Annotated in this window: 19 protein-coding genes, 1 tRNA gene, 1 riboswitch and 1 other annotated feature; of the genes, 9 read left to right on the top strand and 11 right to left on the bottom strand. The window is 28.4% G+C overall.

Annotated elements, in window-relative coordinates:
• Nucleotides 1–64 precede the first annotated feature (64 nt).
• The 8 genes from AB3K27_RS02225 to AB3K27_RS02190 form a co-directional block, all read right to left on the bottom strand.
• On the bottom strand, nucleotides 65–412 hold the full coding sequence (locus AB3K27_RS02225) for a DUF6514 family protein (RefSeq protein WP_368489633.1): 348 nt from the start codon (nucleotides 410–412) through the stop codon (nucleotides 65–67).
• 280 nt (nucleotides 413–692) lie between these two features.
• Nucleotides 693–1,172, bottom strand: coding sequence for a PTS glucose transporter subunit IIA (locus tag AB3K27_RS02220; protein ID WP_368489632.1), 480 nt, complete (start codon nucleotides 1,170–1,172; stop codon nucleotides 693–695).
• Nucleotides 1,173–1,270: 98 nt separating this feature from the next.
• Nucleotides 1,271–1,966: a spore cortex-lytic enzyme gene (gene sleB / locus AB3K27_RS02215; protein ID WP_368489631.1), complete on the bottom strand. Its 696-nt coding sequence runs from the start codon at nucleotides 1,964–1,966 to the stop codon at nucleotides 1,271–1,273.
• A 146-nt stretch (nucleotides 1,967–2,112) separates the two neighbouring features.
• Complete coding sequence (locus tag AB3K27_RS02210; protein WP_368489630.1) at nucleotides 2,113–3,375, bottom strand: magnesium transporter; 1,263 nt, start codon at nucleotides 3,373–3,375, stop codon at nucleotides 2,113–2,115.
• A 215-nt stretch (nucleotides 3,376–3,590) separates the two neighbouring features.
• A riboswitch (M-box (ykoK) riboswitch) is annotated at nucleotides 3,591–3,756 on the bottom strand.
• Between the two features lie 168 nt (nucleotides 3,757–3,924).
• Complete coding sequence (locus AB3K27_RS02205; protein ID WP_368489629.1) at nucleotides 3,925–4,575, bottom strand: hypothetical protein; 651 nt, start codon at nucleotides 4,573–4,575, stop codon at nucleotides 3,925–3,927.
• Between the two features lie 89 nt (nucleotides 4,576–4,664).
• Nucleotides 4,665–5,555, bottom strand: a complete 891-nt coding sequence (locus AB3K27_RS02200) for a YegS/Rv2252/BmrU family lipid kinase (protein WP_368489628.1) — start codon at nucleotides 5,553–5,555, stop codon at nucleotides 4,665–4,667.
• A gap of 213 nt (nucleotides 5,556–5,768) precedes the next feature.
• Nucleotides 5,769–6,194, bottom strand: coding sequence for a CBS domain-containing protein (locus AB3K27_RS02195; RefSeq protein ID WP_368489627.1), 426 nt, complete (start codon nucleotides 6,192–6,194; stop codon nucleotides 5,769–5,771).
• A gap of 61 nt (nucleotides 6,195–6,255) precedes the next feature.
• Nucleotides 6,256–6,747: a TVP38/TMEM64 family protein gene (locus AB3K27_RS02190; RefSeq protein ID WP_368489626.1), complete on the bottom strand. Its 492-nt coding sequence runs from the start codon at nucleotides 6,745–6,747 to the stop codon at nucleotides 6,256–6,258.
• A gap of 385 nt (nucleotides 6,748–7,132) precedes the next feature.
• Here AB3K27_RS02190 and pssA point away from each other — a divergent pair, with 385 nt between their 5' ends.
• Nucleotides 7,133–7,654, top strand: coding sequence for a CDP-diacylglycerol--serine O-phosphatidyltransferase (gene pssA / locus AB3K27_RS02185; RefSeq protein ID WP_368489625.1), 522 nt, complete (start codon nucleotides 7,133–7,135; stop codon nucleotides 7,652–7,654).
• Nucleotides 7,655–7,716: 62 nt separating this feature from the next.
• Here pssA and AB3K27_RS02180 read toward each other — a convergent pair whose 3' ends face one another.
• The 3 genes from AB3K27_RS02180 to AB3K27_RS02170 all read right to left on the bottom strand — a co-directional run bounded on the left by AB3K27_RS02180 (nucleotide 7,717) and on the right by AB3K27_RS02170 (nucleotide 12,054).
• Complete coding sequence (locus AB3K27_RS02180) at nucleotides 7,717–8,085, bottom strand: hypothetical protein (RefSeq protein ID WP_368489624.1); 369 nt, start codon at nucleotides 8,083–8,085, stop codon at nucleotides 7,717–7,719.
• Nucleotides 8,086–8,588: 503 nt separating this feature from the next.
• On the bottom strand, nucleotides 8,589–9,902 hold the full coding sequence (locus AB3K27_RS02175; protein ID WP_368489623.1) for an acetyl-CoA hydrolase/transferase family protein: 1,314 nt from the start codon (nucleotides 9,900–9,902) through the stop codon (nucleotides 8,589–8,591).
• Between the two features lie 505 nt (nucleotides 9,903–10,407).
• Entirely contained in the window at nucleotides 10,408–12,054 is a 1,647-nt protein-coding gene (locus AB3K27_RS02170; RefSeq protein ID WP_368489622.1) for a nucleoside kinase, read from the bottom strand.
• 203 nt (nucleotides 12,055–12,257) lie between these two features.
• On the opposite strand from AB3K27_RS02170, the gene AB3K27_RS02165 reads away from it, so the two are divergent.
• The 8 genes from AB3K27_RS02165 to leuS all read left to right on the top strand — a co-directional run bounded on the left by AB3K27_RS02165 (nucleotide 12,258) and on the right by leuS (nucleotide 20,815).
• Entirely contained in the window at nucleotides 12,258–12,938 is a 681-nt protein-coding gene (locus tag AB3K27_RS02165) for a DUF421 domain-containing protein (protein ID WP_368489621.1), read from the top strand.
• A gap of 11 nt (nucleotides 12,939–12,949) precedes the next feature.
• Nucleotides 12,950–13,330, top strand: a complete 381-nt coding sequence (locus tag AB3K27_RS02160) for a DUF4363 family protein (protein WP_368489620.1) — start codon at nucleotides 12,950–12,952, stop codon at nucleotides 13,328–13,330.
• Nucleotides 13,331–13,866: 536 nt separating this feature from the next.
• Nucleotides 13,867–14,808, top strand: coding sequence for a class II fructose-1,6-bisphosphate aldolase (gene fba, locus AB3K27_RS02155; protein ID WP_368489619.1), 942 nt, complete (start codon nucleotides 13,867–13,869; stop codon nucleotides 14,806–14,808).
• A 238-nt stretch (nucleotides 14,809–15,046) separates the two neighbouring features.
• Nucleotides 15,047–15,586, top strand: coding sequence for a class IV adenylate cyclase (locus tag AB3K27_RS02150; protein ID WP_368489618.1), 540 nt, complete (start codon nucleotides 15,047–15,049; stop codon nucleotides 15,584–15,586).
• A gap of 9 nt (nucleotides 15,587–15,595) precedes the next feature.
• On the top strand, nucleotides 15,596–16,477 hold the full coding sequence (locus AB3K27_RS02145) for a DUF5685 family protein (RefSeq protein WP_368489617.1): 882 nt from the start codon (nucleotides 15,596–15,598) through the stop codon (nucleotides 16,475–16,477).
• Nucleotides 16,461–17,048, top strand: a complete 588-nt coding sequence (locus AB3K27_RS02140) for a J domain-containing protein (RefSeq protein WP_368489616.1) — start codon at nucleotides 16,461–16,463, stop codon at nucleotides 17,046–17,048. Before AB3K27_RS02145 ends, AB3K27_RS02140 begins: the two co-directional genes overlap by 17 nt.
• A 622-nt stretch (nucleotides 17,049–17,670) precedes the next feature.
• Nucleotides 17,671–17,745: transfer RNA gene (locus AB3K27_RS02135), tRNA-Gln, on the top strand.
• Between the two features lie 119 nt (nucleotides 17,746–17,864).
• Nucleotides 17,865–18,074, top strand: a binding site (T-box leader).
• Between the two features lie 305 nt (nucleotides 18,075–18,379).
• Nucleotides 18,380–20,815 carry a leucine--tRNA ligase gene (leuS, locus tag AB3K27_RS02130; protein WP_368489615.1) on the top strand — a complete coding sequence of 812 codons (2,436 nt, stop codon included), beginning with the start codon at nucleotides 18,380–18,382 and terminating at the stop codon, nucleotides 20,813–20,815.
• Nucleotides 20,816–20,825: the final 10 nt, after the last annotated feature.

Genomic DNA, 20,825 nt, shown 5'->3' with positions numbered 1-20,825 from the left:
TTATATCTACTTTTCATATTTTTATATAAATAAAAAAGAGGATTTCTCCCCTTTTTCATTAAATTTAATATGCTATATATTTTACTTCTCTTTCAAAATCTAAGATATATCTATCTACATAATCACCAGCTATATCAATTAAATGTAATGGCGATACCTTATTCTTATATAACAATCTTATTAGATTATGTACTTTATGCCTATATGGACTTATATTTTCTATGCAATCTCTCTGTACATTTACTAATTTTTCATTTAATATATCCTGTCTCTCTACCTCTATGCCATAGGATTGAACTTCTACTGGCTCCTTTTCATAAGTGACAATTGTTTTTCCCTTAAGTAATCTATAAAAATATACATATTTTATATCTTCTACAACCTCAGTGGAAATAAAATTTTCTACTACCATAAATTAATACCTCCCACATAATTATTTATAGCAATGATCTTATTAAAATTATATTAACATATACTATAAAAAAAATGTGTCAGTTCATAGATTAGTGGACTTATAAATTATCCCTTATATATGACAATAAAAATCTTGTACCTACGGTTATATAAGAATATATATACTTATATACTACTTATTAACAATTTTTATTAAATAATATTGTCGAAATTTTAATTATTTTGACTTTTTATTTTTTATAAATTTAAAGCAATAATATTATTAAACTGACTACTTTTCACTTCAACTTATACATAATTAGCTGATTTTTCCCAGCTTTGACTACTTTACCTACATTATATTTTATATCTTTAATAATTTCTGAATTTGTTATAACAATTGAGGTTATAAGGGAATACCCCTTTTCTTCTATAAATTTTCTATCCAATTTTATTATAGGATCTCCTGCTTTTACATCTGCACCTTCTTCTACTAATCTTTCTAACCCTTTCCCATTTAACTCCACAGTGTCAACACCGATATGTACTAATATTTCGGTTCCATTTTTCAAAACCATTCCAAAAGCATGATTTGTTTTAAGTATAAGAACTACATCCCCATCTGCAGGAGCCAAAACTATATCTCCAGTAGTATCAATTGCAACACCATCCCCTGCCATTTTTCCTGAAAATATTTGATCTGGTACTTGTGATAAATCTATTATTTTTCCATCAATTGGAGCAGTTAATTCAAAATTTTTCTTTAGAAAATGAAACATGCTTTAATCACTCCCAATATATTATTTTTCCAATTTTATAATTTTATTATACTCAATTATAATAAATATTAATATACTGGGAGGATTAAAATATATTTTTACCTGCAAAATCTATGTTTACCTATAATTTTAATAAGAGGTCTTGACCATATCCATGAGCTAGTAGCAGTAGAAGGATTAAAATAATATAATGCTCCTTCTGAAGGATCCCACCCATTTAAGGCATCTCTGGCAGCATTTATGGAATTTTGTTCCATATTGGCATGTACCTGACCATCTACTACAGCAGTAAATGCTCCTGGTTGATAAATTACTCCAGCTAGGGTAGATGGAAATCTAGGATCCCTAGTTCTATTTAAAATTACAGCTCCAACTGCAACTTGCCCCTCATAAGGTTCTCCTCTAGCTTCACCATTTATCAATCGTGCCAATAACATTACATTCTGATTATTACTTTCATTTCCATATGATCCAGCTACATTTATAGCCAATGCTGATAGAGTAGCATCTCCTACTATTCCATCTACCTTCAATCCATTTTTAGATTGAAAATATCTTACTGCAGTATAAGTCTGATATCCATATATTCCATCTACACTTCCATTATAATATCCCCAATCTCTAAGTTTTGTCTGTATTTTTATAACTACATCTCCCTTTGAACCATAATAGTACGCTACAGCTTTTACTGCATTGCTATAGGGAAGTAAAAATAAAGAAGTAGACATATATGTAAATATTATAATAAATACTAGTATTAATTGTATTTTAAACTTCATAATTTTCTTAGCCATACAACCATCTCTCCTTTTGAAATTTTATTATGTAAGTTTAGTTTGCTCACATATATAGTAAAAAATACATAAAAAAATACTATTAATTTCACTGTTTTAGTGATTCATTAATAGTATTTTTTTAAAATTTAAATAATAATATTGATTTACCCTACCTTTCTCAATCTTTTCTTCCAATTAGGTATTAATATGTCTTCTACTATATCATTCATTATTACTATACCACACAGCTTTTCCTCATCATCCAATACCGGTAATGAAAAAAGATTATATTTTGAGCAAATTTCTATAGCTTTATCTATATTTTCATTATGATTTATGGTAGATACACTACATTCCATTATATCCTTTAAGCTATCTTCAAAGTTTGATAATATCAAATCCTTAAGGGATACCACCCCTTGAAGTTTTTGTTTATCATCAATAATGTATATATAATATGATACCTCATCTTCCGGTTTAATTTCCTTCAAAAGTTCAATGGTTTCCTTGACTGTTATATTTATATTAAAAGAAATGAAATCTTTATTCATTATACTTCCCACGGTCTCTTTTTTATAACCCATAAGTTCCTTTACTTCTTCTGAGTCTTCTTTTTTCATATTGATAAGTATCTTTTCAACAGTTTCCTCATCAGCTTCCTCTAAGATGTCCGCTATTTCATCATTGGGCATATTATACAATACTTCATCCCTTTTAGATTGACTTAAATTCTCCAAAATATCTACTTGTATCTCAGGAGCTATTTCTTCTAAAGTATCTGCAGCTAAATTTTCATCTAGACTTTCAAAAACTCTTTTTCTATAGTTTATATCCATATCTTCTAATATATCTGCCAAATCTGCCGGATGAAGTTTAGATAATTTCTTATAGGGTATACATAATTTAAGGTTATTATCTATAACCTCTAAAGACTCCACATTATTCCATATTATTAGGCTGTCTTCGGGTTTTTTACCAAACAAGTCATAACATTTTTTCACAAACTTCTCAATGCCAAATCTCCTCCCCAAAGCTAAAACTCCTGTGTCCACAGCCACAACTCTATATTCTCCTGCTATTTCTGTAATTCTGATATCATTTACCTTTACAAGTTTTTTACCATTAATATCTACTATCTGTTTATCCAACAAATGTTTTGATAAAAGGTAAGAATACTTCTGAAGTATTATTTCTCTTATTCCTTCTCCTTTTATTACTATCTTATCATTATCTTCATAAAAATTTATATTTTTACACTCGCAGTTATATACTTCTGACTTTTTTTTTATCTTATAACCTATAGCCCTTGGTATTCCGTCATCAACAGATACATAAATGTCACATAGTCTTCCTACATATTCATTGAATTCATCATAGATCTTCCTGTAGAGAATTTTACTCAAAAAGAAGCTAGATAATTTTTTCATAAATATTCCTCCTTTAATATACAGAGAAATATTTTATATAAATTAACATAACTGCTTATTTAAAATAATTCTCTATATATTTTTAAATTTTTGTTTTAAGATACACCGACCTCCATAAGGTCCGTTTTCCATTTAACACACCACCTAAATTAAAAAATTTAAATACATGCAAATTAAATAAATTAAAAAAAGCCCTAGAGGGCCTTATTAAACTAAAACTTTTAAATCGTCTGAGTTTTAGCACTATATAGCTTTAGACTTTTGTCCAGCTACATTAAGTAAAACCTTAATTCGGTAATACCTGTTGACCCATTGGCATCTCTCGATGTTTCCGGGCAGCAGCATATGTCTATATAGGAGCCTCACCTAACATAATAAAAATATATAATTTTATTCTATATTTTTATTATATTACAAATTCATTGAAATGCAACAGTAAATATAAAATTTATTTATATTCATCCATTACAGAAATTTATTTTGAATTTACTCATTTTAATAGCATATATCATAGCATAACTTCAATTATCTTAAAAAATGGATACTAGTTTAACCAGGTATTACATTCTTTTTAACTTTATTTAATGCATAAATTAATGCAAGAATCCAGAACATATCTCCAACTATATTCTCCACTAAAATTCTTACACCTACAATCCATAATATAAGTTCTATTATACTTATAAAAGCTGCTATCAGTACTAAATATATACCTAATTTATTACTACTTTTCTTATTAACAAACCCTATAATAAAGAATATTATCAAAGTATTGAATACTATGTATGTCCAATATATATATATATGTTGTAAAAAAACTAATGTATATACGGATTCTGCCACACTCTGCAATACAGCCTTGCAATTATACATAATAAAAACATACAGCAAAGTCAAAACGATAGATACTATAAATACATAATAAAATTTAATATTATTTTTTCTCATAAAAATATATAATATAGTAATCGCTATTACAGGAACTGCGATTAAATTTAAAAAAAAGGGAATTTTAAGCATATATAAATACTTCATATTGGTAGCAAAAAGCATAATAAAAATTGAAATATACCTAAGTATCATGGCTGTAATAACGATAAAACTTATTGCCTTTATTTTATGAGGTAAAAATTTAATCCAGACCAATCCTTGAATTAGCAACAGAAATATAACAGGTAATAGAAAAATATAAATTGCCATGGGTCCTCCTTGTTTTTAGTAGTATCCTAAATTATATTTATTATTATTACCCGATTCATATTACTATTTTAAGGAAAAACTCATTCAAATTATAATTTCTCCTGTATTCCCAGAACTTCTAATCCACCTTTTATACATTCCACCATAAGTGGAAAATCTGGTCCCCTTTCTCCATCTATATCAGTTACTATACCTTCATCGCAGTATATCTCTATTTTATTTGACTTAAAATACAGAAGACCTGATGCATTTTCCAAATGATCCCCTCTCAACATTTTTATAAAGAGGGCAATAGTATCTTTTATCATTCCCGCCTTTATTATAATTATATCTAAAAGTCCATCATCTATTTCAGCTTTATATGCAAATTTAAGATTACCTGCTGTCTGACCATTAAATATGAGTATCAGATACATATTTCCATCAAAAACTGCATTTTCAGATTTCACCTTTACTTTTAATTTTCTAAGGTTGGTAAGTTGTTCCAATCCCTTCAAATAATAGGCCAGCTTTCCAATGGTATTTTTCAAATTTACATCTGTTTTTTGAGACACATCTGTAAATAAGCCTGTACTAGCTACATTTATAAAATACTTATCATTTACTTTTCCCAAATCCAATTTTTTAGGAACACTGTTTATTATTTGTTCACAGGCCTTTTCAATATTTTCTGGCATACCTATAAATTTAGCAAAATCATTAGCAGTGCCTACGGGAAGTATGGCTATGGGTATATTTATATTTAATCTTTTCATGTGATTTACAGCAGTATCTACTGTTCCATCTCCTCCAGCTATCAGTATATATTTATAGGTTTTATCTATATCTTTAAAAGCTTCTTTCATACCAAATTCAAAACTAACTCTAAAAGGTATTATTTGATATCCATATTTTTGATGTATTCTAATAACGTTTTCTATATTATATATTATAGTTTTTTCTCCAGAATACGGATTATAAATAAATTTTACTTTATTCATATTGAACTCTCCTAAATAATAAACTTTATAACTAACTTTTTTAATCGTAATTATTATTCCTAGAACTCTAGTCTAAATATTAAAATTTAGGCTCTATAACTAAAATAAAACTTTATTGTTAAATATATGACGTAACATAATTATATCACCATAAACAATAAATCCACAAGATTAGTTATAATTCCTGCGGATTTATTTACAAATTGTTAATTTCTAAAATTGTGAATTATCTGGTTGAGATATACTGCTTAAAGCATCTCCAGCCTGGCTATTAGATTTAGGATTTACTGCTAGATCACCTAAAGATACTATACCAACTACATTATCATTTTCTACTACTGGAATTCTTCTTATTTGTCTTTCACTCATTATTCTAGAAACATCTTGAACATCCATATCTGGCGATGCTGTTACTGGATTTGATGACATAATATCTCTTACTATTTTAGAATTAGAACCTTTATTTCCCATAGCTCTTATAGATATATCTCTATCTGTTAAAATTCCTATAATTTTTCCTTGTTGACATACCGGCAGAGAACCTATATTATTCTCCATCATAACCTGTGCTGCCTTCTCTATAGTATCATCAGGAGTTAAACTAGCTACCGATTTAGTCATTACATTCTTGACCTTCATTATAACACCTCTTTAAATTTTAGATTTCAAAAATTATTATCTCCTAATTTAAAAAACTATATTACTTATAAACGCTGGTATTTTTATACTTTTTATATGTGTAAATTGAAATAAAGGCTATAACAAATAAAATTATTACGGGCATTATAAATTTAAAGGAAAAAGGACTTCCTAGATGCTTTCCCATTAAAGAATAAGTTATAATTTCTGGAAAAATCCCTATTAAAGTTCCTAAAATAAAATCCCTATATTTAATTTTTGTAAGTCCTGCACTATAACTTAAAGGATCATATGGAAATACAAAACACAATCTCATCACAGTCATAATTTTAAAGCCGTACTTTTCTATATTTCTATTTAATTTTAAAGCCTTACCTTTTAAATACTTGTCTACAAATGAACGTCCTAGAAACCTAGCTAAAAAGAAAGCTATTGTAGCTGAACCAAAACATCCAATCATACTTAATGACACAGCTACATAATAATTAAAAATATTTCCTGCAATAATAGACATCAAAGATGCAGGTATTATAAGTACTATAGGCCTTAACATATAAATCAAAAGAAAAATTAGGGCTGAAAGTTTACCATAACTTTGTATATATGTTTTAATATTTTCTATATTTACATAATGCAAATGTTTTTTATATTTAAATACTATAACTATAATTAGTATAATTAATAAAATATTTATCACATATTTCAAAATAATTTTTTTATTATATCTCATAAATTTTTAACTATCCTTCTAACAAAATTAATTTTAACAAAAATACACTATTTTTGTAAATAATGCCAGTATATACATATATAAATATAATGTATATTATATTTACTTAACTAATTTATTAAAATAGGTTATAATTAGCTTATGTAATTATATACTTTTTACTCATTTAAAACAATAAAAATATTTTTTATTTTAAGGAGTGATCACAATGGCTAAAATAGCAAAAAATTCTGTGCCTAACGTATTCACATTTACTAATCTTAGTTGTGGTGTAATGTCTCTAATGATGTCTTTTGAAGAAAATTATATATGGGCTGGTGCATTTATACTACTTGCATGTTTAGCCGATAGATATGATGGAAGAATTGCCCGATTTTTAAAAGTATCTAGTACTTTAGGTAAAGAATTAGATTCTCTTGCTGATCTGGTTTCGTTTGGTGTAGCCCCTTCAGTACTGGTTTTTAATATTTATAATTTTTCACAATTGGGACTACTAGGATATTTATTAGTGCTATTGTTACCGATATCTGGTGCCTATAGATTGGCAAGATTTAATGTTACTGATTTTGATGGGGAATTTTCAGGTATTCCTATAACTTTCACGGGTATGTTTATATCTCTCTATTGTTTACTTACTTTAAATCACCCCCTTCCTTCTGAAATTACAATTTTACTTATTATAGCACTTTCTTACCTTATGATATCCAATTATAAATTTAAAAAAATTTAATCTCATTAAAAAATATATCCCTTTATTATTCTATATAAAAGATTAGGTGAAACACTCTATACCTAATCTTCCTTTATATCATCACTATCATCACTACCATCACTATCTTCCAAATCATCTAAACCATTCAAAAATAGTTCCTCATTTATTTCAGTTTCTATGTATTGAATCAACATTTTTTCCTTTATAACTTCAGACCTCATTTTACAATACTCCACATATCCTCCTGTAGATTTTTCTAATGTATTTAATACTTTATCAATTAAATCCCCCAACTTATTTGCCCTATGCAGTGCATCCTTAACATCTTTTTTATGAGACACCGCCATGGAATTCATCTCTCCAGCACCTCCTATAAGCAATCTATAGTTATTTGCTAATTTAGATAATAAATCTGTCAGATTATTTATATCACAATAATACTCCTCCATTAATTTTCTATGAGACACATTTATCACCCTATCTTAAATTTATCATACATAATTTATCCAAAAACTACCATTGTGCTAATACTCCCAACTTCTTCAAAGTGGAAGATAAGCCATGCTCCGTATTTGGATAAGTTCTTCTAAAATTCAGATGAAAAAAGCATTCCTTATGAGCAAACTCCACTTAAATCTAGGAATCACTTGATTATTTATAGTATAAAAAGGCAAATATATTATAGCCATATTCACCTCACATATTAATTTTTCATTGGATAATTATAGTATATTATTTATATTACTATATTATTATTTAATAAAAATCATGCTAACAAATAAAGAAATTTTCAATACTAAGAACTTGAGATTTAAAAATACAATAAGCCCATAACTAAAAGCCATGTATAAAGAAAGACAAATTCCTTAATACATGGCTTTTATCCATAAAAATTTATGAATATCCGTTTTTCAATAGCCTTTTTATTTTAATCATATCTTTTTAAAGAAATTTAATATTTACATTTGAATCTTCTTTCAAACTCATCCTTCAATTCATCTCTAAATTTAGGATGCGCAACCTTTATAAGCTCCTTAGCTCTTTGTTTTAATGTTTTACCTTTAAGTGAAGCAATACCATATTCTGTAATAACATATTGAACATCATTTCTTGAAGTTGTAATTGCAGCCCCTTTACTTAAAAATGGAACTATTCTTGAAACTTTACCTCCTCCTGCAGTAGAGGTTATAGCAAGAATAGACTTTCCTCCATCGGCCATACTAGCTCCTCTCATAAAATCAACTTGCCCACCTACACCACTTATCTGTCTCATTCCTACACTTTCAGCGCATACTTGTCCCATTAAATCTATTTCTACACAGGAATTTATACATACAAGCTTAGAATTTTTCATAACCACTTTAGGATCATTTACATAATCTACAGGATAAGCTTCCACCATAGGATTGTTGTCAACAAAATCATATAATCTTCGCGTTCCCATTAAGAAGGTAACGATTATTTTTCCTGGATGAAGTGCTTTTTTCTTATTTGTAATTACTCCTGCTTCAACTAATTCCACAACACCATCAGATATCATTTCTGAATGTATTCCTAAATCTCTTTTATCCTTTAAAAATAAAAGCACTGCATCTGGTATAGCTCCTATTCCAAGCTGAAGTGTAGATCCATCTTCTATAAGTGATGCACAATATCTTCCTATTGTTTTTTCTACATCACTTATTTTAGGAGGTTTTAATTCAGCTATTGGATCGGAATTTTCTACTATGTAATCAATATCAGAAATGTGTATAAAATTGTCTCCTAAAACTCTTGGCATATTTTCATTTACTTCCGCAATTACAAGTTTAGCATTTTCTGTAGCAGCCTTTATGTAATCTGTGGATACTCCATAACTGCAAAACCCATGTCTATCAGGTTTACTTACTTTAATAAGTGATACATCTACTGGTATATAATTTTCTTTAAATAGCCTTGGCATTTCATGAAAAAAACATGGAATATAATCTGCTCTACCCGAACTTAGAGCTTCTCTTGTTCCTCCTCCTGCAAACAAAGAATTATAATGAATATATTTTTCTAAACCTTCCTGAACATATGGCTCATTTTTAGTCATAGGTATCATATTATATAACTCTACACTTCTATACTTTTCCTTATTTCTAGCTAGTGCATCAAGGAGGAATAATGTTGCCTCACAAGCATTACCAAAAACTACCCTATCTCCACAGTTTACTTTAGATACAGCTTCATCTGCACTAACAACTTTACTTTTGTATAAATCTTCCCAATTTTTAAAAACCATCTTTAAAACCACCTTTCAAAAATTTAATTAATTTTTAAATAAAAACACCTTCCTCATTTTATGAGCAGGTGAGAATACATGAATATAATTACTTGTTAAAATAATAACAACACCTTGCAAAAAACATCTTTTGAATTTTATAAAAACATATTATAAAGTACCCATTATCTTATTATAAGTATAATACACATATTCTTAAAAGTCAATATATTTGTTATTTACATGCAATCACAACATACAATTTATATATTAAAATTCATATATTTTTGCATAAACATAAATATTATATTTAAAAATACTCTAAAGCAGTATTCTTTAGTAGCACTTTTTCGTTTAGAATTTTTTATGAAATTACGAATTGTATTTATTCATTTAATTTATAACATATAACATATTGCAACCCACACAACTATAAAAATGCATTTATTTTATAATTTAATTCCACAAAGTACCTACTCAAATTATACCACAATATGAACTAATTGTTACTATAAATTATACATTATTAACTATAAAAACAACTGCCTCCTATAAATTCTCTTAAAATGGAATTATCAGGAACAAATTTTAAATCTACAGGTTTAAAAAAGTGCAAAAAGCTTTTAAGTCTCAATGCTTCATAATATACAGGACTGGAACTGTTTATTTTTATTAATTCTTCCAGTGCATAATTTTTTAGGACACAGAGTTCATATACTAGTGTAGAATTAAACATAACATCCGCATTTTCCTGAAACACAAATATATTTTTTTCTTCTCCTCTTCTTATAGAAGGCCACATCTTCAAAGTATCTTCTCCACTAAATGATCTATAAAAAGAATCTCTAACTATTCTTCTTATTATTCTCACATCCGTAGTAGCTATCCTATTGTGATTGTCCACATTTAATTGTGTAAGAGCACTTATATATATTTTAAACTTGTTTTTTGCTGCTATTGAAGAAGTTAATATTTCATTTAGCCCATGTATTCCTTCAATTATAATCACTCCATTTTGTGGAAGCCTCACTCGCTTGCCATTCCATACCCTCGCACCTTTCTTGAAATTAAAAGAAGGAATTTCAATTTCTTCTCCCTTCAAGAGAAATTCTAGATGTTTATTAAAGAGTTTCAAGTCTAGAGAATATATAGATTCAAAATCATAATTTCCATTTTCATCTCTGGGTGTATGCTCCCTATCTACAAAATAATCATCCAAGGAAATTGGAACTGGCTTAATTCCATTTACTCTTAATTGTATTGAAAGCCTTTTTGCAAAAGTAGTTTTTCCCGAAGAACTTGGACCTGCAATTAATACAACTTTTACCTCTTTTCTTGCAGATACCATATCTGCTATATATGCAATTTTTTTCTCGTGAAGTGCCTCAGCTACTCTTATCATATCTACAATTTCGTTGCTTTCTACTTTATCATTTAGGGAACCTACATTCCCTACATCTAGTATATTATCCCACTGCTTTGTTTCATAAAATATATTACTCAATTTTTTATATTCCAAAAATTCAGGTAGATTATAGGGATCTGATTCTACAGGATATCTAAGTATAAATCCTGGCTCATAATACATAATATCATATAGTTTTAATATCCCTGTAGAAAATGCCATGGAGCCATAAAAATAATCATACCTTCCATCCAATTCATATAATTTTACTTTTTCTGCATTTATGTGATTTAAAAGCATTATTTTATCTTCCATGTTATAGCTCTTAAAAATTTCTATAGCTTCCTCTTTTTTTATCTCTATTTTTCTTATACATATATCTTTTCTTATTATTTCATTCATTTTACTCTTTATAAGTTTTATATCTTCCCTAGAAAGCGGTGTGCTTTTATGAATCTCTCCAAATATACCTTTACTTAATGAATGTTCTATAATTACCTTAGCCCTTGGGAATAAATCGTATACAGCCTTAATAAGTACAAACTGAAGTGTCCTTATGTAGGTCTTGTTACCCAATGGATCCTTTATATCCACAGTTTCAAATATCCCAGATTCCTTCAAGGAATTGGTAAATTCGTAATATTTTCCATTTACTTTAGCTAATACTATAGGTATATGACAAATATCATAATTATCTTTAAATATTTTATATAGACTAGTTCCAAATGGAACTGATATATCTTTACCATTTAATTTTAATTTTAACATATCATCTCTTCCCATTCCCTGTGTAAAAAGGGTTTGATACACTTATCTTTTAATTGAATATCCTTATTATCCATATAAACTTCAACTCCCTTAGTAATATATTATACTTCATATTTAATTATAATTGTGTTAATTTTACTTATAATTTTCTATATTAAATGTAAAAATATAATTAACTATAAAATTTTAGAGGGTGATACTTTATGTTTACAATACTTTTTAGAACTATTATCTTATATTTACTGGTAGTTATATCTATGCGGCTTATGGGTAAAAAACAAATAGGTGAAATGGAGCCTTTTGAACTATCTATAGCAATAATGATATCAGAATTGGCCTCTCTTCCAATGCAAGATACCAGGGTGTCCATAACTCATGGCATAATACCTATAATAACACTCTTAATGCTACAAACTTTAATGGGCTTATGCCAGTTAAAAAGTGAAAAAATGAGATTAATTTTTAGTGGAAAACCCAGTATATTAATTGAGAAAGGTAAGTTAAACTTAAAAGAATTAAAAAACGAAAAATTTAATATGAATGATTTAATAGAAGAATTGAGAATGCAAGGATATTATAATTTAGCTGATGTGGAATATGCAATACTGGAAACCAGCGGACAACTCTCAGTTATACCTAAAACAGAATCTACCCCTGTAACCAGAGCAGACCTAAAAATAAAATCTACTCAGGATACTTTACCTATAACCCTAGTATTAGATGGAAAAATAAATTTAAAAAATTTGATCAAGGCAAACAAAACTGAAGATTGGCTATATAATATGCTGAAAAAAAATAGTATATCTTCTACAAAGGATATATTAATAGCTCTTCTAGATTCAAAGGGAAAGTTTTATTATCAATTAAAAGAAAAAAGTAGCTAGGATGTGATTAAATGAAAAATACAATAATATCTTTCTCCATATTTATTTTAATGCTATTTTCTATAATATTCTCAATAAAATATTTAAATAACACCTGTATAAAATTACAAAATTTAAATGTTAAAATAGAGCAAGCTATTCAAGCAAATGACTGGGAGGAATCTTATAAAAATTCTGAACATCTTATGGCAGAATGGAAAAAATATTCATCAAAGTTATCTATCTTTTCAAACCATCATGAAATTGATGACATTAATAATGAGCTGTGGAAACTTCTTCATCATATAACATATAAAAACAAGGAAGAAGCCTTAATATCCATAGATATAATAAAAAATTCAATTTACAGCATACTTCATATTCAACAATTAAATATAGAAAATTTATTCTAATCAAGTGATTCTTGGGTTCAGGTAGAATTTTACTCATAAGAATGCTTTTCTCCCCATCTTAACCTCAGAAGAACTTACCCAGAAGCGCGGCAGTAATCACCCCCGCTTTGAAGAAGATGGAGGTGTCAGATAATTGCTGTCTTCAGATAAATGCATTATATTGAATATTATAGTAAAAATAAATTATTTATGATATACTATAAATGTATATATTATATATTTATAGTATATTGTTAAAGATATAGCATATACTTAATATCATAATAACCATGAATATTAAATTAAAAAAATTTTAAAAATTAGATTATGGAAAATACTAAATATTAATGTATAATGGAAATTGATTGTTAATAGTATTGGCATTTAAAATAACATTAAATATATATATTTTAAAAAAGGCATCTTGAAACAAATAAATAGTTGATATGGGAATCTATTTTACATAATAATATTTTAAAATAGATTTATTATCCTGCAATTATTATTTATTCTCAGATACCTAAAAATATTTTATTATTGAAAGGGTGAAATAAGAAATGGCATTAGTTACTACTAAAAAAATGTTTGAAAAGGCTTACAAAAGACATTACTCAATAGGTGCATTTAACATCAACAATATGGAAATAATTCAAGGGGTGGTAAATGGAGCTAAAGCTAAAAATTCTGCTGTTATTCTGCAATGTTCAGCAAGTGCAATGAAATATGCAGGACCAAAATACTTAAAAGCTATGGTAGATGCTGCTGTAGAGGATACTGGAATAGATATTGCCCTCCATTTAGATCATGGTCCAGATTTTGAAACTGTAAAATTATGTATAGAAACAGGCTTTACCTCTGTTATGTTTGACGGTTCACATTTAGACTATGAAGACAACGTATCTCAAACCAAACAAGTAGTAGACTATTCTCATTCTCACGGGGTAGTAGTAGAAGCAGAACTTGGTGTACTTGCAGGAATTGAAGATGAAGTATCTGCTTCAGATCATATATATACGGATCCAGAACAAGCTGTAGACTTTGTAAATAGAACGGGTGTAGATTCTCTAGCTATAGCCATAGGAACATCCCACGGAGCTTTTAAGTTCCCTCCAAACTTCAAACCTAAATTAAGATTTGATATATTAGAAAAAATACAGGAAAACCTTCCAAACTTTCCCATTGTTCTCCATGGAGCTTCAGCTGTAGATCCTAAAGCCGTGGAAACTTGTAATAAATATGGCGGAAACATAGCTGATGCCAAAGGAATCCCTATAGATATGCTTAGAAAAGCTTCTAGTATGGCTGTATGTAAAATAAATATGGATACAGACCTTAGGTTGAGCATGACTGCTGCTATAAGAAAAACTTTTGGAGATAGTCCAAAGGTTTTCGATCCAAGAAAATATTTAGGTGCTGGAAGAGATGCTATTCAAAAAGTTGTTGAAGATAAAATAGATAATGTTTTAGGATCAGCTAATTCCTTAGAAGAACTTATCTAGATGTGTTAGCTACGCTTATCTCCCACTTTGAAGAAAATAGGAGTATTAGCTAATTACCGCATTCGGATAAAAATTATATTAAAGGACTTTCCTAAATTCAGGAAAGTCCTTTATTTTTATTCAGTTCAATATATAAGTAATATATCTTTTAACAATTTTATTTTATTAAATTAATTATGCTAACTCACTTTTATGGTATAATGCAAAATAAGTGGTTTTATAAATGGAGTGAAATTTTATGAAGGAATATGAAACACGGATAATACGAATAGATCCTAAGAATATAAGAAATAAACTAAAAAAGGTTAATGCTTTAAAAGTTAAAATGGAAAATCAGATAAATGACATATATGATTTTGAAGATGGATTCTTAATAAAAAATAAAGGGTATGCTAGAATAAGAGTTGTAGAAGATCTAATACATAATTCTACTCATTATTATATGACTACTAAAAAACTTTTGAGTCAGGGAAAATATAAAATAATGGAAGAAAATGAAACAGAAATATTAAATATGGAAGCAGGCAAAAAAATTCTTCAATCATTAGGATTAAAATTATTACAATCTATAAAAAAATATAGAGAAAGTTATAAATACAAACATAGTTTAATTGAAATAGATATAAATGAAAGAGCTTTCTGTCCATTTCCCTATTTAGAAATAGAATCGACAAATGACCAGGAGTTTCATGAAATAGTAAATTTACTTGGTTATTCTTTAGAAGACACTACCTCAGAAACTATATATCAAATATTGGATAAAAATAAAAAAAGATAGGAAAATTATATGTTTGGTTATGTAACCCCTTGTAAAATGGAACTTAAAATAAAAGATTATGAAAAATTCAAAGCCTATTATTGTGGATTATGTATATCTATAAAAAATAATATAGGAAATATACCTAGAATTTCTTTGAACTATGATATGACTTTTTTAGCTTTACTTTTGGACTCATTAGAATGTGACAATCAAATTTATATGAAAAAACGATGCTTATTCCATCCTGCAAATAAAAAAATTATTTTAAAAGATAACGCTCCTTTAAAATATGCAGCTTTTTGTAATATATCTCTAAGCTATTTTAAAGTTTTAGATGATGTTTATGATGATAATTCTTTAAAGAGCAGAATAATGTATTTATGCTTAAAAAGATATTTAAGTAATATGCCTGATAACTTTAAAAACATTTTTGAAAATATAAAAAATAAGCTTGAAAATTTATATGCATTAGAAAAAAGTTCCCAAAATATATCTATAGATGTTTTATGCCACCCTTTTGGAGACCTTACAGGATTTATACTAAAATCTTATAATAATTGTAACGCTGCCAGGAAAGACTTGTATTTACTTGGATATAATCTAGGAAAATGGATATATATTATAGACGCATTGGATGACTTAAAAAAAGATATGCAGAAAAATAAATTTAATGCCATAAATATCTGCTTTAATGATAAAAATCTTTGTTATGAAAATTTCATAATAGAAATAATACCTAGAATAGATTTTATTTTAGGAACTTGTGCAGCACAATGCACAAATATTTTTAACAAGCTTCCTATAAAAAAAAATAAAGAATTAATTTATAATATACTACAATATGGACTTTTAGATAAAATGGATAGAGTATTTAAAAGGGGTGTTTACAAAAATGAAAAATCCATATGAAATACTAGAAATAAATGAAAATGCTTCACAAGAGGAAATAAAAAAAGCCTATAGAACTCTGGCAAAAAGATATCATCCTGATCAATATGGCAATAATCCACTTAGAGATTTAGCCGAAGATAAAATGAGAGAAATAAATGAGGCTTACGATTATTTAATGAAGAACCCATCAAAAGGTACATATAATAGTAGGAGTGATAATACTTACAACGGCTCTAACTCCTCAATTTATCAATCTGTAGAAAATGATATTTATAATGGTAATATTAGAAATGCAGAATCAGTACTTGTGGGAATTAAGACAAGAGATGCCCAGTGGCATTACCTTATGGGAATTTTAAATATGAGAAGAGCCTGGTATAATGATGCTTATAATAATTTAACTACTGCTTGTAGTCTTGATCCCAATAATTTTAAATATCAAAATGCCCTTAACAAGCTTAGAGGAATGAATAATTCCTATAGACAGCCTTATTACGATACTAGAAAAAGAGATGATATATGCAATATTTGTGCTACCTTATATTGTCTTGACTGTCTGTGTGATTGTGGGGATTGTGGAGGCTGTTAATATTTAAAGAAAGGATGAGTCCTATATGGTTCAAATTTCCAGTAATACCTCTTATATTGCCAAGGGCGGCCTGTTAACTACCATAGGCGTTGTTTTAGTGTACTTAAGCGGAATAGTTCCTTTAAACAAAACTTATTTACTGGCCCTATCTTCATTTGTCATACCTTTAGCTGTCATAATTACAAACAAAAAAACCGCTTTTATAATTTATATTTCAACTGCCTTGTTGTCCCTTTTAATATGTGGATTAAAATCAACAGTATTATCTTATGTGGCATTTTTCGGTCTTTACGGACTGGTTAAATACCACATAGAAAAACTCAAAAAACTACCTGTTGAAATTATATTAAAACTTTTATTTTTCAATTTTTGTTTATTAGTATTATTCTTATTATACAGCTTATTTTTTCCTGGACTTTTAAAAATAAAGTTTAATTTATACTTAATTATAATAGGAATACAAATAATATTTTTAATATATGATTATCTATTAACATTGTTTATAAATTATACTAATAAATATATACTAAAGGCCCTAAAATAAATGTGCTTTATTAAAATGAAACTATTGACATATAAATTTATGATGATATAATATTTAGTGTTGAGATTCACATAATATTGCCCATTCGCCAAATGGTAAGGCACCTGTCTCTGGAACAGGCATCTGTTGGTTCGAATCCAGCATGGGCAGCCAAAGAGAACTCTTGTTTTACGGGTTCTCTTTTAAAATAATTTTAAAATTATAATTTACTTTATTTAAGGGCAGCTCTTGACAAAAAGTCAATTACTATTATAAAATGTAAAATAATTCAATACTTAGCTTTGAAGAAGGAATAGTAGTATTTATATCACCAAAGAGAACTGTTGCAGGGTGAAAAACAGCGTGAATAGAATATGAACTCACCTTAAGAGCTTTATCTGAAAAAATCAGATACGGTAGAAACCGTTATTTATTTTGAGTGAAATCAATTTTATTGATTTAATTAGAGTGGTACCGCGGAAAGTAGTCTTTTCGTCTCTTATAGTCCTAAGAGATGAAAAGCTTTTTTATATTCTAAAACTATACTGAAATAAAAAAATGTGGAAGTCTAAATCAAGATTATTCAAAAGCTACTGTTTCTTATCTGATGTAATTCATTCGAACGCGCAATTAGCTAATACTTTCATTTTTTCACAGTAGGAGATAACCACTGTTACGCGCCTGGATAAGTTCTTCTAAGATTCAGACGGAGGAAAGCACTCCTTATAAACAAACTCCATCTGAATCCAAGAATCACTTGATCAAATCTCTTTAATCCACAAAAACATAAGTAAAAGGAGAAGATATTATGTACAGTACTAAAACAGATAAAAAATGGCAACAGAAATGGGACCAAACAAATATTTATACCTTTGATGAAAAAAATTTAGATAAAAAATTATATACTTTAGAGATGTTCTCTTATCCTTCTGGCAGTAATCTTCATGCAGGTCATTGGTTCAACTATGCCCCTGTAGATTCCTGGGCCAGAATGAAAAGAATGCAAGGATATAATGTGTTCCAACCAATGGGATTTGATGCTTTTGGTCTTCCTGCTGAAAACTATGCTATAAAAACTGGAATCCATCCAAAAGATTCTACTGAAAAGAATATTGATACCATGGAAAAACAGCTTAAATCCATGGGAGCTATGTTCAATTGGGAAAACGAGGTAGTCACCTGTCGTTCTGATTACTATAAATGGAATCAATGGCTATTTCTTCAATTGTATAAACACGGTTTAGCCTATAGAAAAAATGCTCCTGTAAACTGGTGTCCCAGCTGTAATACAGTACTCGCCAATGAACAAGTAAAAGAAGGTGAATGTGAACGTTGTGGTACAGAAGTTACAAAAAAGGATTTAACACAATGGTTTTTTAAGATCACAGACTATACTGAAGAATTGCTTAGGGATCTTGACAATATAGATTGGCCTGAAAAAACAAAAGCTATGCAAAGACACTGGATAGGTAAATCCACAGGTACAGATGTAACTTTTAAAGTATTAGATTCCAATATAAAATTTAATGTATTTACCACTCGAGTGGATACCTTGTTTGGTGTTACCTATGTAGTTATATCCCCTGAAAATGATTTAGTGGATAGTGTTACTAAAGAAGAATATAAAGACCAAATTGAAAAATATAGAGAAGCTGCTAAAAAACAAACTGACATTGAAAGACAATCAATTACCAGAGAAAAAACAGGTGTATTTACGGGTTCCTACGCTATAAATCCTATAAACGGAAGAAAAGTACCTATATGGATAGGAGATTATGTGTTAAACACCTATGGTACAGGTGCTGTGATGGCAGTTCCTGCCCATGACGAAAGGGATTTTGAATTTGCCACAAAATATAAATTACCCATTGAAAGGGTTATAGAAGGGGGTTCTTCCCTACCCTATGTAGAATATGGTAATATGATAAATAGTGATAAATTTAATGGATTATATACTCCAGAAGGTAAAGAAGCTGTAACCAAGGAATTAGAAAGTATAGGATTGGGTTCTGGAAAAACAAATTATAGATTAAGGGATTGGCTTGTATCAAGACAAAGATACTGGGGAACACCTATACCTATAATATACTGTAAAAAATGTGGTACAGTGCCAGTACCAGAAAGTGATTTACCAGTTGAACTTCCTTATAACGTACAATTTTCTCCTGATGGAAAATCTCCTCTTCTAAAATCAGAAGAGTTTATGAATACTACATGCCCTATTTGCGGCCAGTCTGCCAAAAGAGAAGCTGATACATTAGATACCTTTGTGTGTTCTTCCTGGTATTATTTAAGATATGCTGATAATAAAAATACAGAAAAAGCCTTTGATAAAGATAAAATAAATAAACTCCTTCCTGTAGATATGTATGTAGGTGGTCCTGAACATGCATGTATGCACCTTTTATATGCCAGGTTTATTACTAAAGCACTTAGAGATATGGGGTTTTTAAATTTTGATGAACCTTTTCTATCTTTAAGACATCAAGGACTAATACTTGGACCTGATGGTCAAAAAATGAGCAAGTCAAAAGGCAACACCATATCTCCAGATGACTGTATACAAAAATATGGTTCAGATGTATTTAGAATGTACTTAATGTTCGGATTTGACTACGCTGAAGGTGGTGCCTGGAACGACGACGGTATTAAATCCATGAGTAAATTTGTAGATAGAATTGAAAGAATTGTAGGAAATATAAAAGAACTTATAAATAGTGATGGAAACTTTAAAAATTCAATGGATACTGCAGAAAAAGAATTGAATTATTCAAGGAATTATTCAATAAAATCCGTATCAGAAGATGCGGGCAAGTTTCAATTTAACACAGCTATTGCCAGAATTATGGAATTTACAAATTCACTTTATAAGTATATGCAGGAAGATGCTAAAAATATATCTCTTTTAAGAGATGCTATACTTGATTTTATAAAAATAATAGCTCCTTTTGCACCTCATTTTGCGGAAGAACAATGGGAGGTACTAGGACAAAAATATTCTATATTTAATGAAAAATGGCCTGAATTTGACCCTAAAGCTTTAGTAAAAGATGAGGTAGAAATAGCTATTCAAATAAACGGTAAAATCAAAGCCAAAATAAATATACCTACAAATTTAAGTGATGAGGAAATAAAAGAATTATCTATATCCAATGACCATATTAAATCTCTATTAGAGGGAAAAAACATAAAAAAGGTTATAGTAGTAAAAGGAAGGCTTGTAAATATAGTAGTTAAACCTTAACCACCAGTTA

The organism is Clostridium sp. BJN0013 (assembly GCF_040939125.1).
Lineage (GTDB): Bacteria > Bacillota > Clostridia > Clostridiales > Clostridiaceae > Clostridium_B.
Note: the sequence above shows the minus strand (reverse complement) of the source record. Positions and strands in the feature narration are given on the sequence as shown.

What these genes read in the sequence shown, in the direction of transcription:
- AB3K27_RS02180 (WP_368489624.1), bottom strand. Translation starts at nt 8,085, where the DNA reads ATGGAGGAGTATTATTGTGATATAAATAATCTGACAGATTTATTATCT.
- AB3K27_RS02195 (WP_368489627.1), bottom strand. Translation starts at nt 6,194, where the DNA reads ATGAAGGTCAAGAATGTAATGACTAAATCGGTAGCTAGTTTAACTCCT.
- AB3K27_RS02190 (WP_368489626.1), bottom strand. Translation starts at nt 6,747, where the DNA reads ATGTTAAGGCCTATAGTACTTATAATACCTGCATCTTTGATGTCTATT.
- AB3K27_RS02165 (WP_368489621.1), top strand. Translation starts at nt 12,258, where the DNA reads ATGTTTACAATACTTTTTAGAACTATTATCTTATATTTACTGGTAGTT.
- AB3K27_RS02220 (WP_368489632.1), bottom strand. Translation starts at nt 1,172, where the DNA reads ATGTTTCATTTTCTAAAGAAAAATTTTGAATTAACTGCTCCAATTGAT.
- pssA (WP_368489625.1), top strand. Translation starts at nt 7,133, where the DNA reads ATGGCTAAAATAGCAAAAAATTCTGTGCCTAACGTATTCACATTTACT.
- AB3K27_RS02210 (WP_368489630.1), bottom strand. Translation starts at nt 3,375, where the DNA reads ATGAAAAAATTATCTAGCTTCTTTTTGAGTAAAATTCTCTACAGGAAG.
- sleB (WP_368489631.1), bottom strand. Translation starts at nt 1,966, where the DNA reads ATGGCTAAGAAAATTATGAAGTTTAAAATACAATTAATACTAGTATTT.
- AB3K27_RS02200 (WP_368489628.1), bottom strand. Translation starts at nt 5,555, where the DNA reads ATGAATAAAGTAAAATTTATTTATAATCCGTATTCTGGAGAAAAAACT.
- AB3K27_RS02170 (WP_368489622.1), bottom strand. Translation starts at nt 12,054, where the DNA reads ATGTTAAAATTAAAATTAAATGGTAAAGATATATCAGTTCCATTTGGA.
- AB3K27_RS02175 (WP_368489623.1), bottom strand. Translation starts at nt 9,902, where the DNA reads ATGGTTTTTAAAAATTGGGAAGATTTATACAAAAGTAAAGTTGTTAGT.
- AB3K27_RS02160 (WP_368489620.1), top strand. Translation starts at nt 12,950, where the DNA reads ATGAAAAATACAATAATATCTTTCTCCATATTTATTTTAATGCTATTT.
- AB3K27_RS02140 (WP_368489616.1), top strand. Translation starts at nt 16,461, where the DNA reads ATGAAAAATCCATATGAAATACTAGAAATAAATGAAAATGCTTCACAA.
- AB3K27_RS02225 (WP_368489633.1), bottom strand. Translation starts at nt 412, where the DNA reads ATGGTAGTAGAAAATTTTATTTCCACTGAGGTTGTAGAAGATATAAAA.
- leuS (WP_368489615.1), top strand. Translation starts at nt 18,380, where the DNA reads ATGTACAGTACTAAAACAGATAAAAAATGGCAACAGAAATGGGACCAA.
- AB3K27_RS02145 (WP_368489617.1), top strand. Translation starts at nt 15,596, where the DNA reads ATGTTTGGTTATGTAACCCCTTGTAAAATGGAACTTAAAATAAAAGAT.
- AB3K27_RS02205 (WP_368489629.1), bottom strand. Translation starts at nt 4,575, where the DNA reads ATGGCAATTTATATTTTTCTATTACCTGTTATATTTCTGTTGCTAATT.
- fba (WP_368489619.1), top strand. Translation starts at nt 13,867, where the DNA reads ATGGCATTAGTTACTACTAAAAAAATGTTTGAAAAGGCTTACAAAAGA.
- AB3K27_RS02150 (WP_368489618.1), top strand. Translation starts at nt 15,047, where the DNA reads ATGAAGGAATATGAAACACGGATAATACGAATAGATCCTAAGAATATA.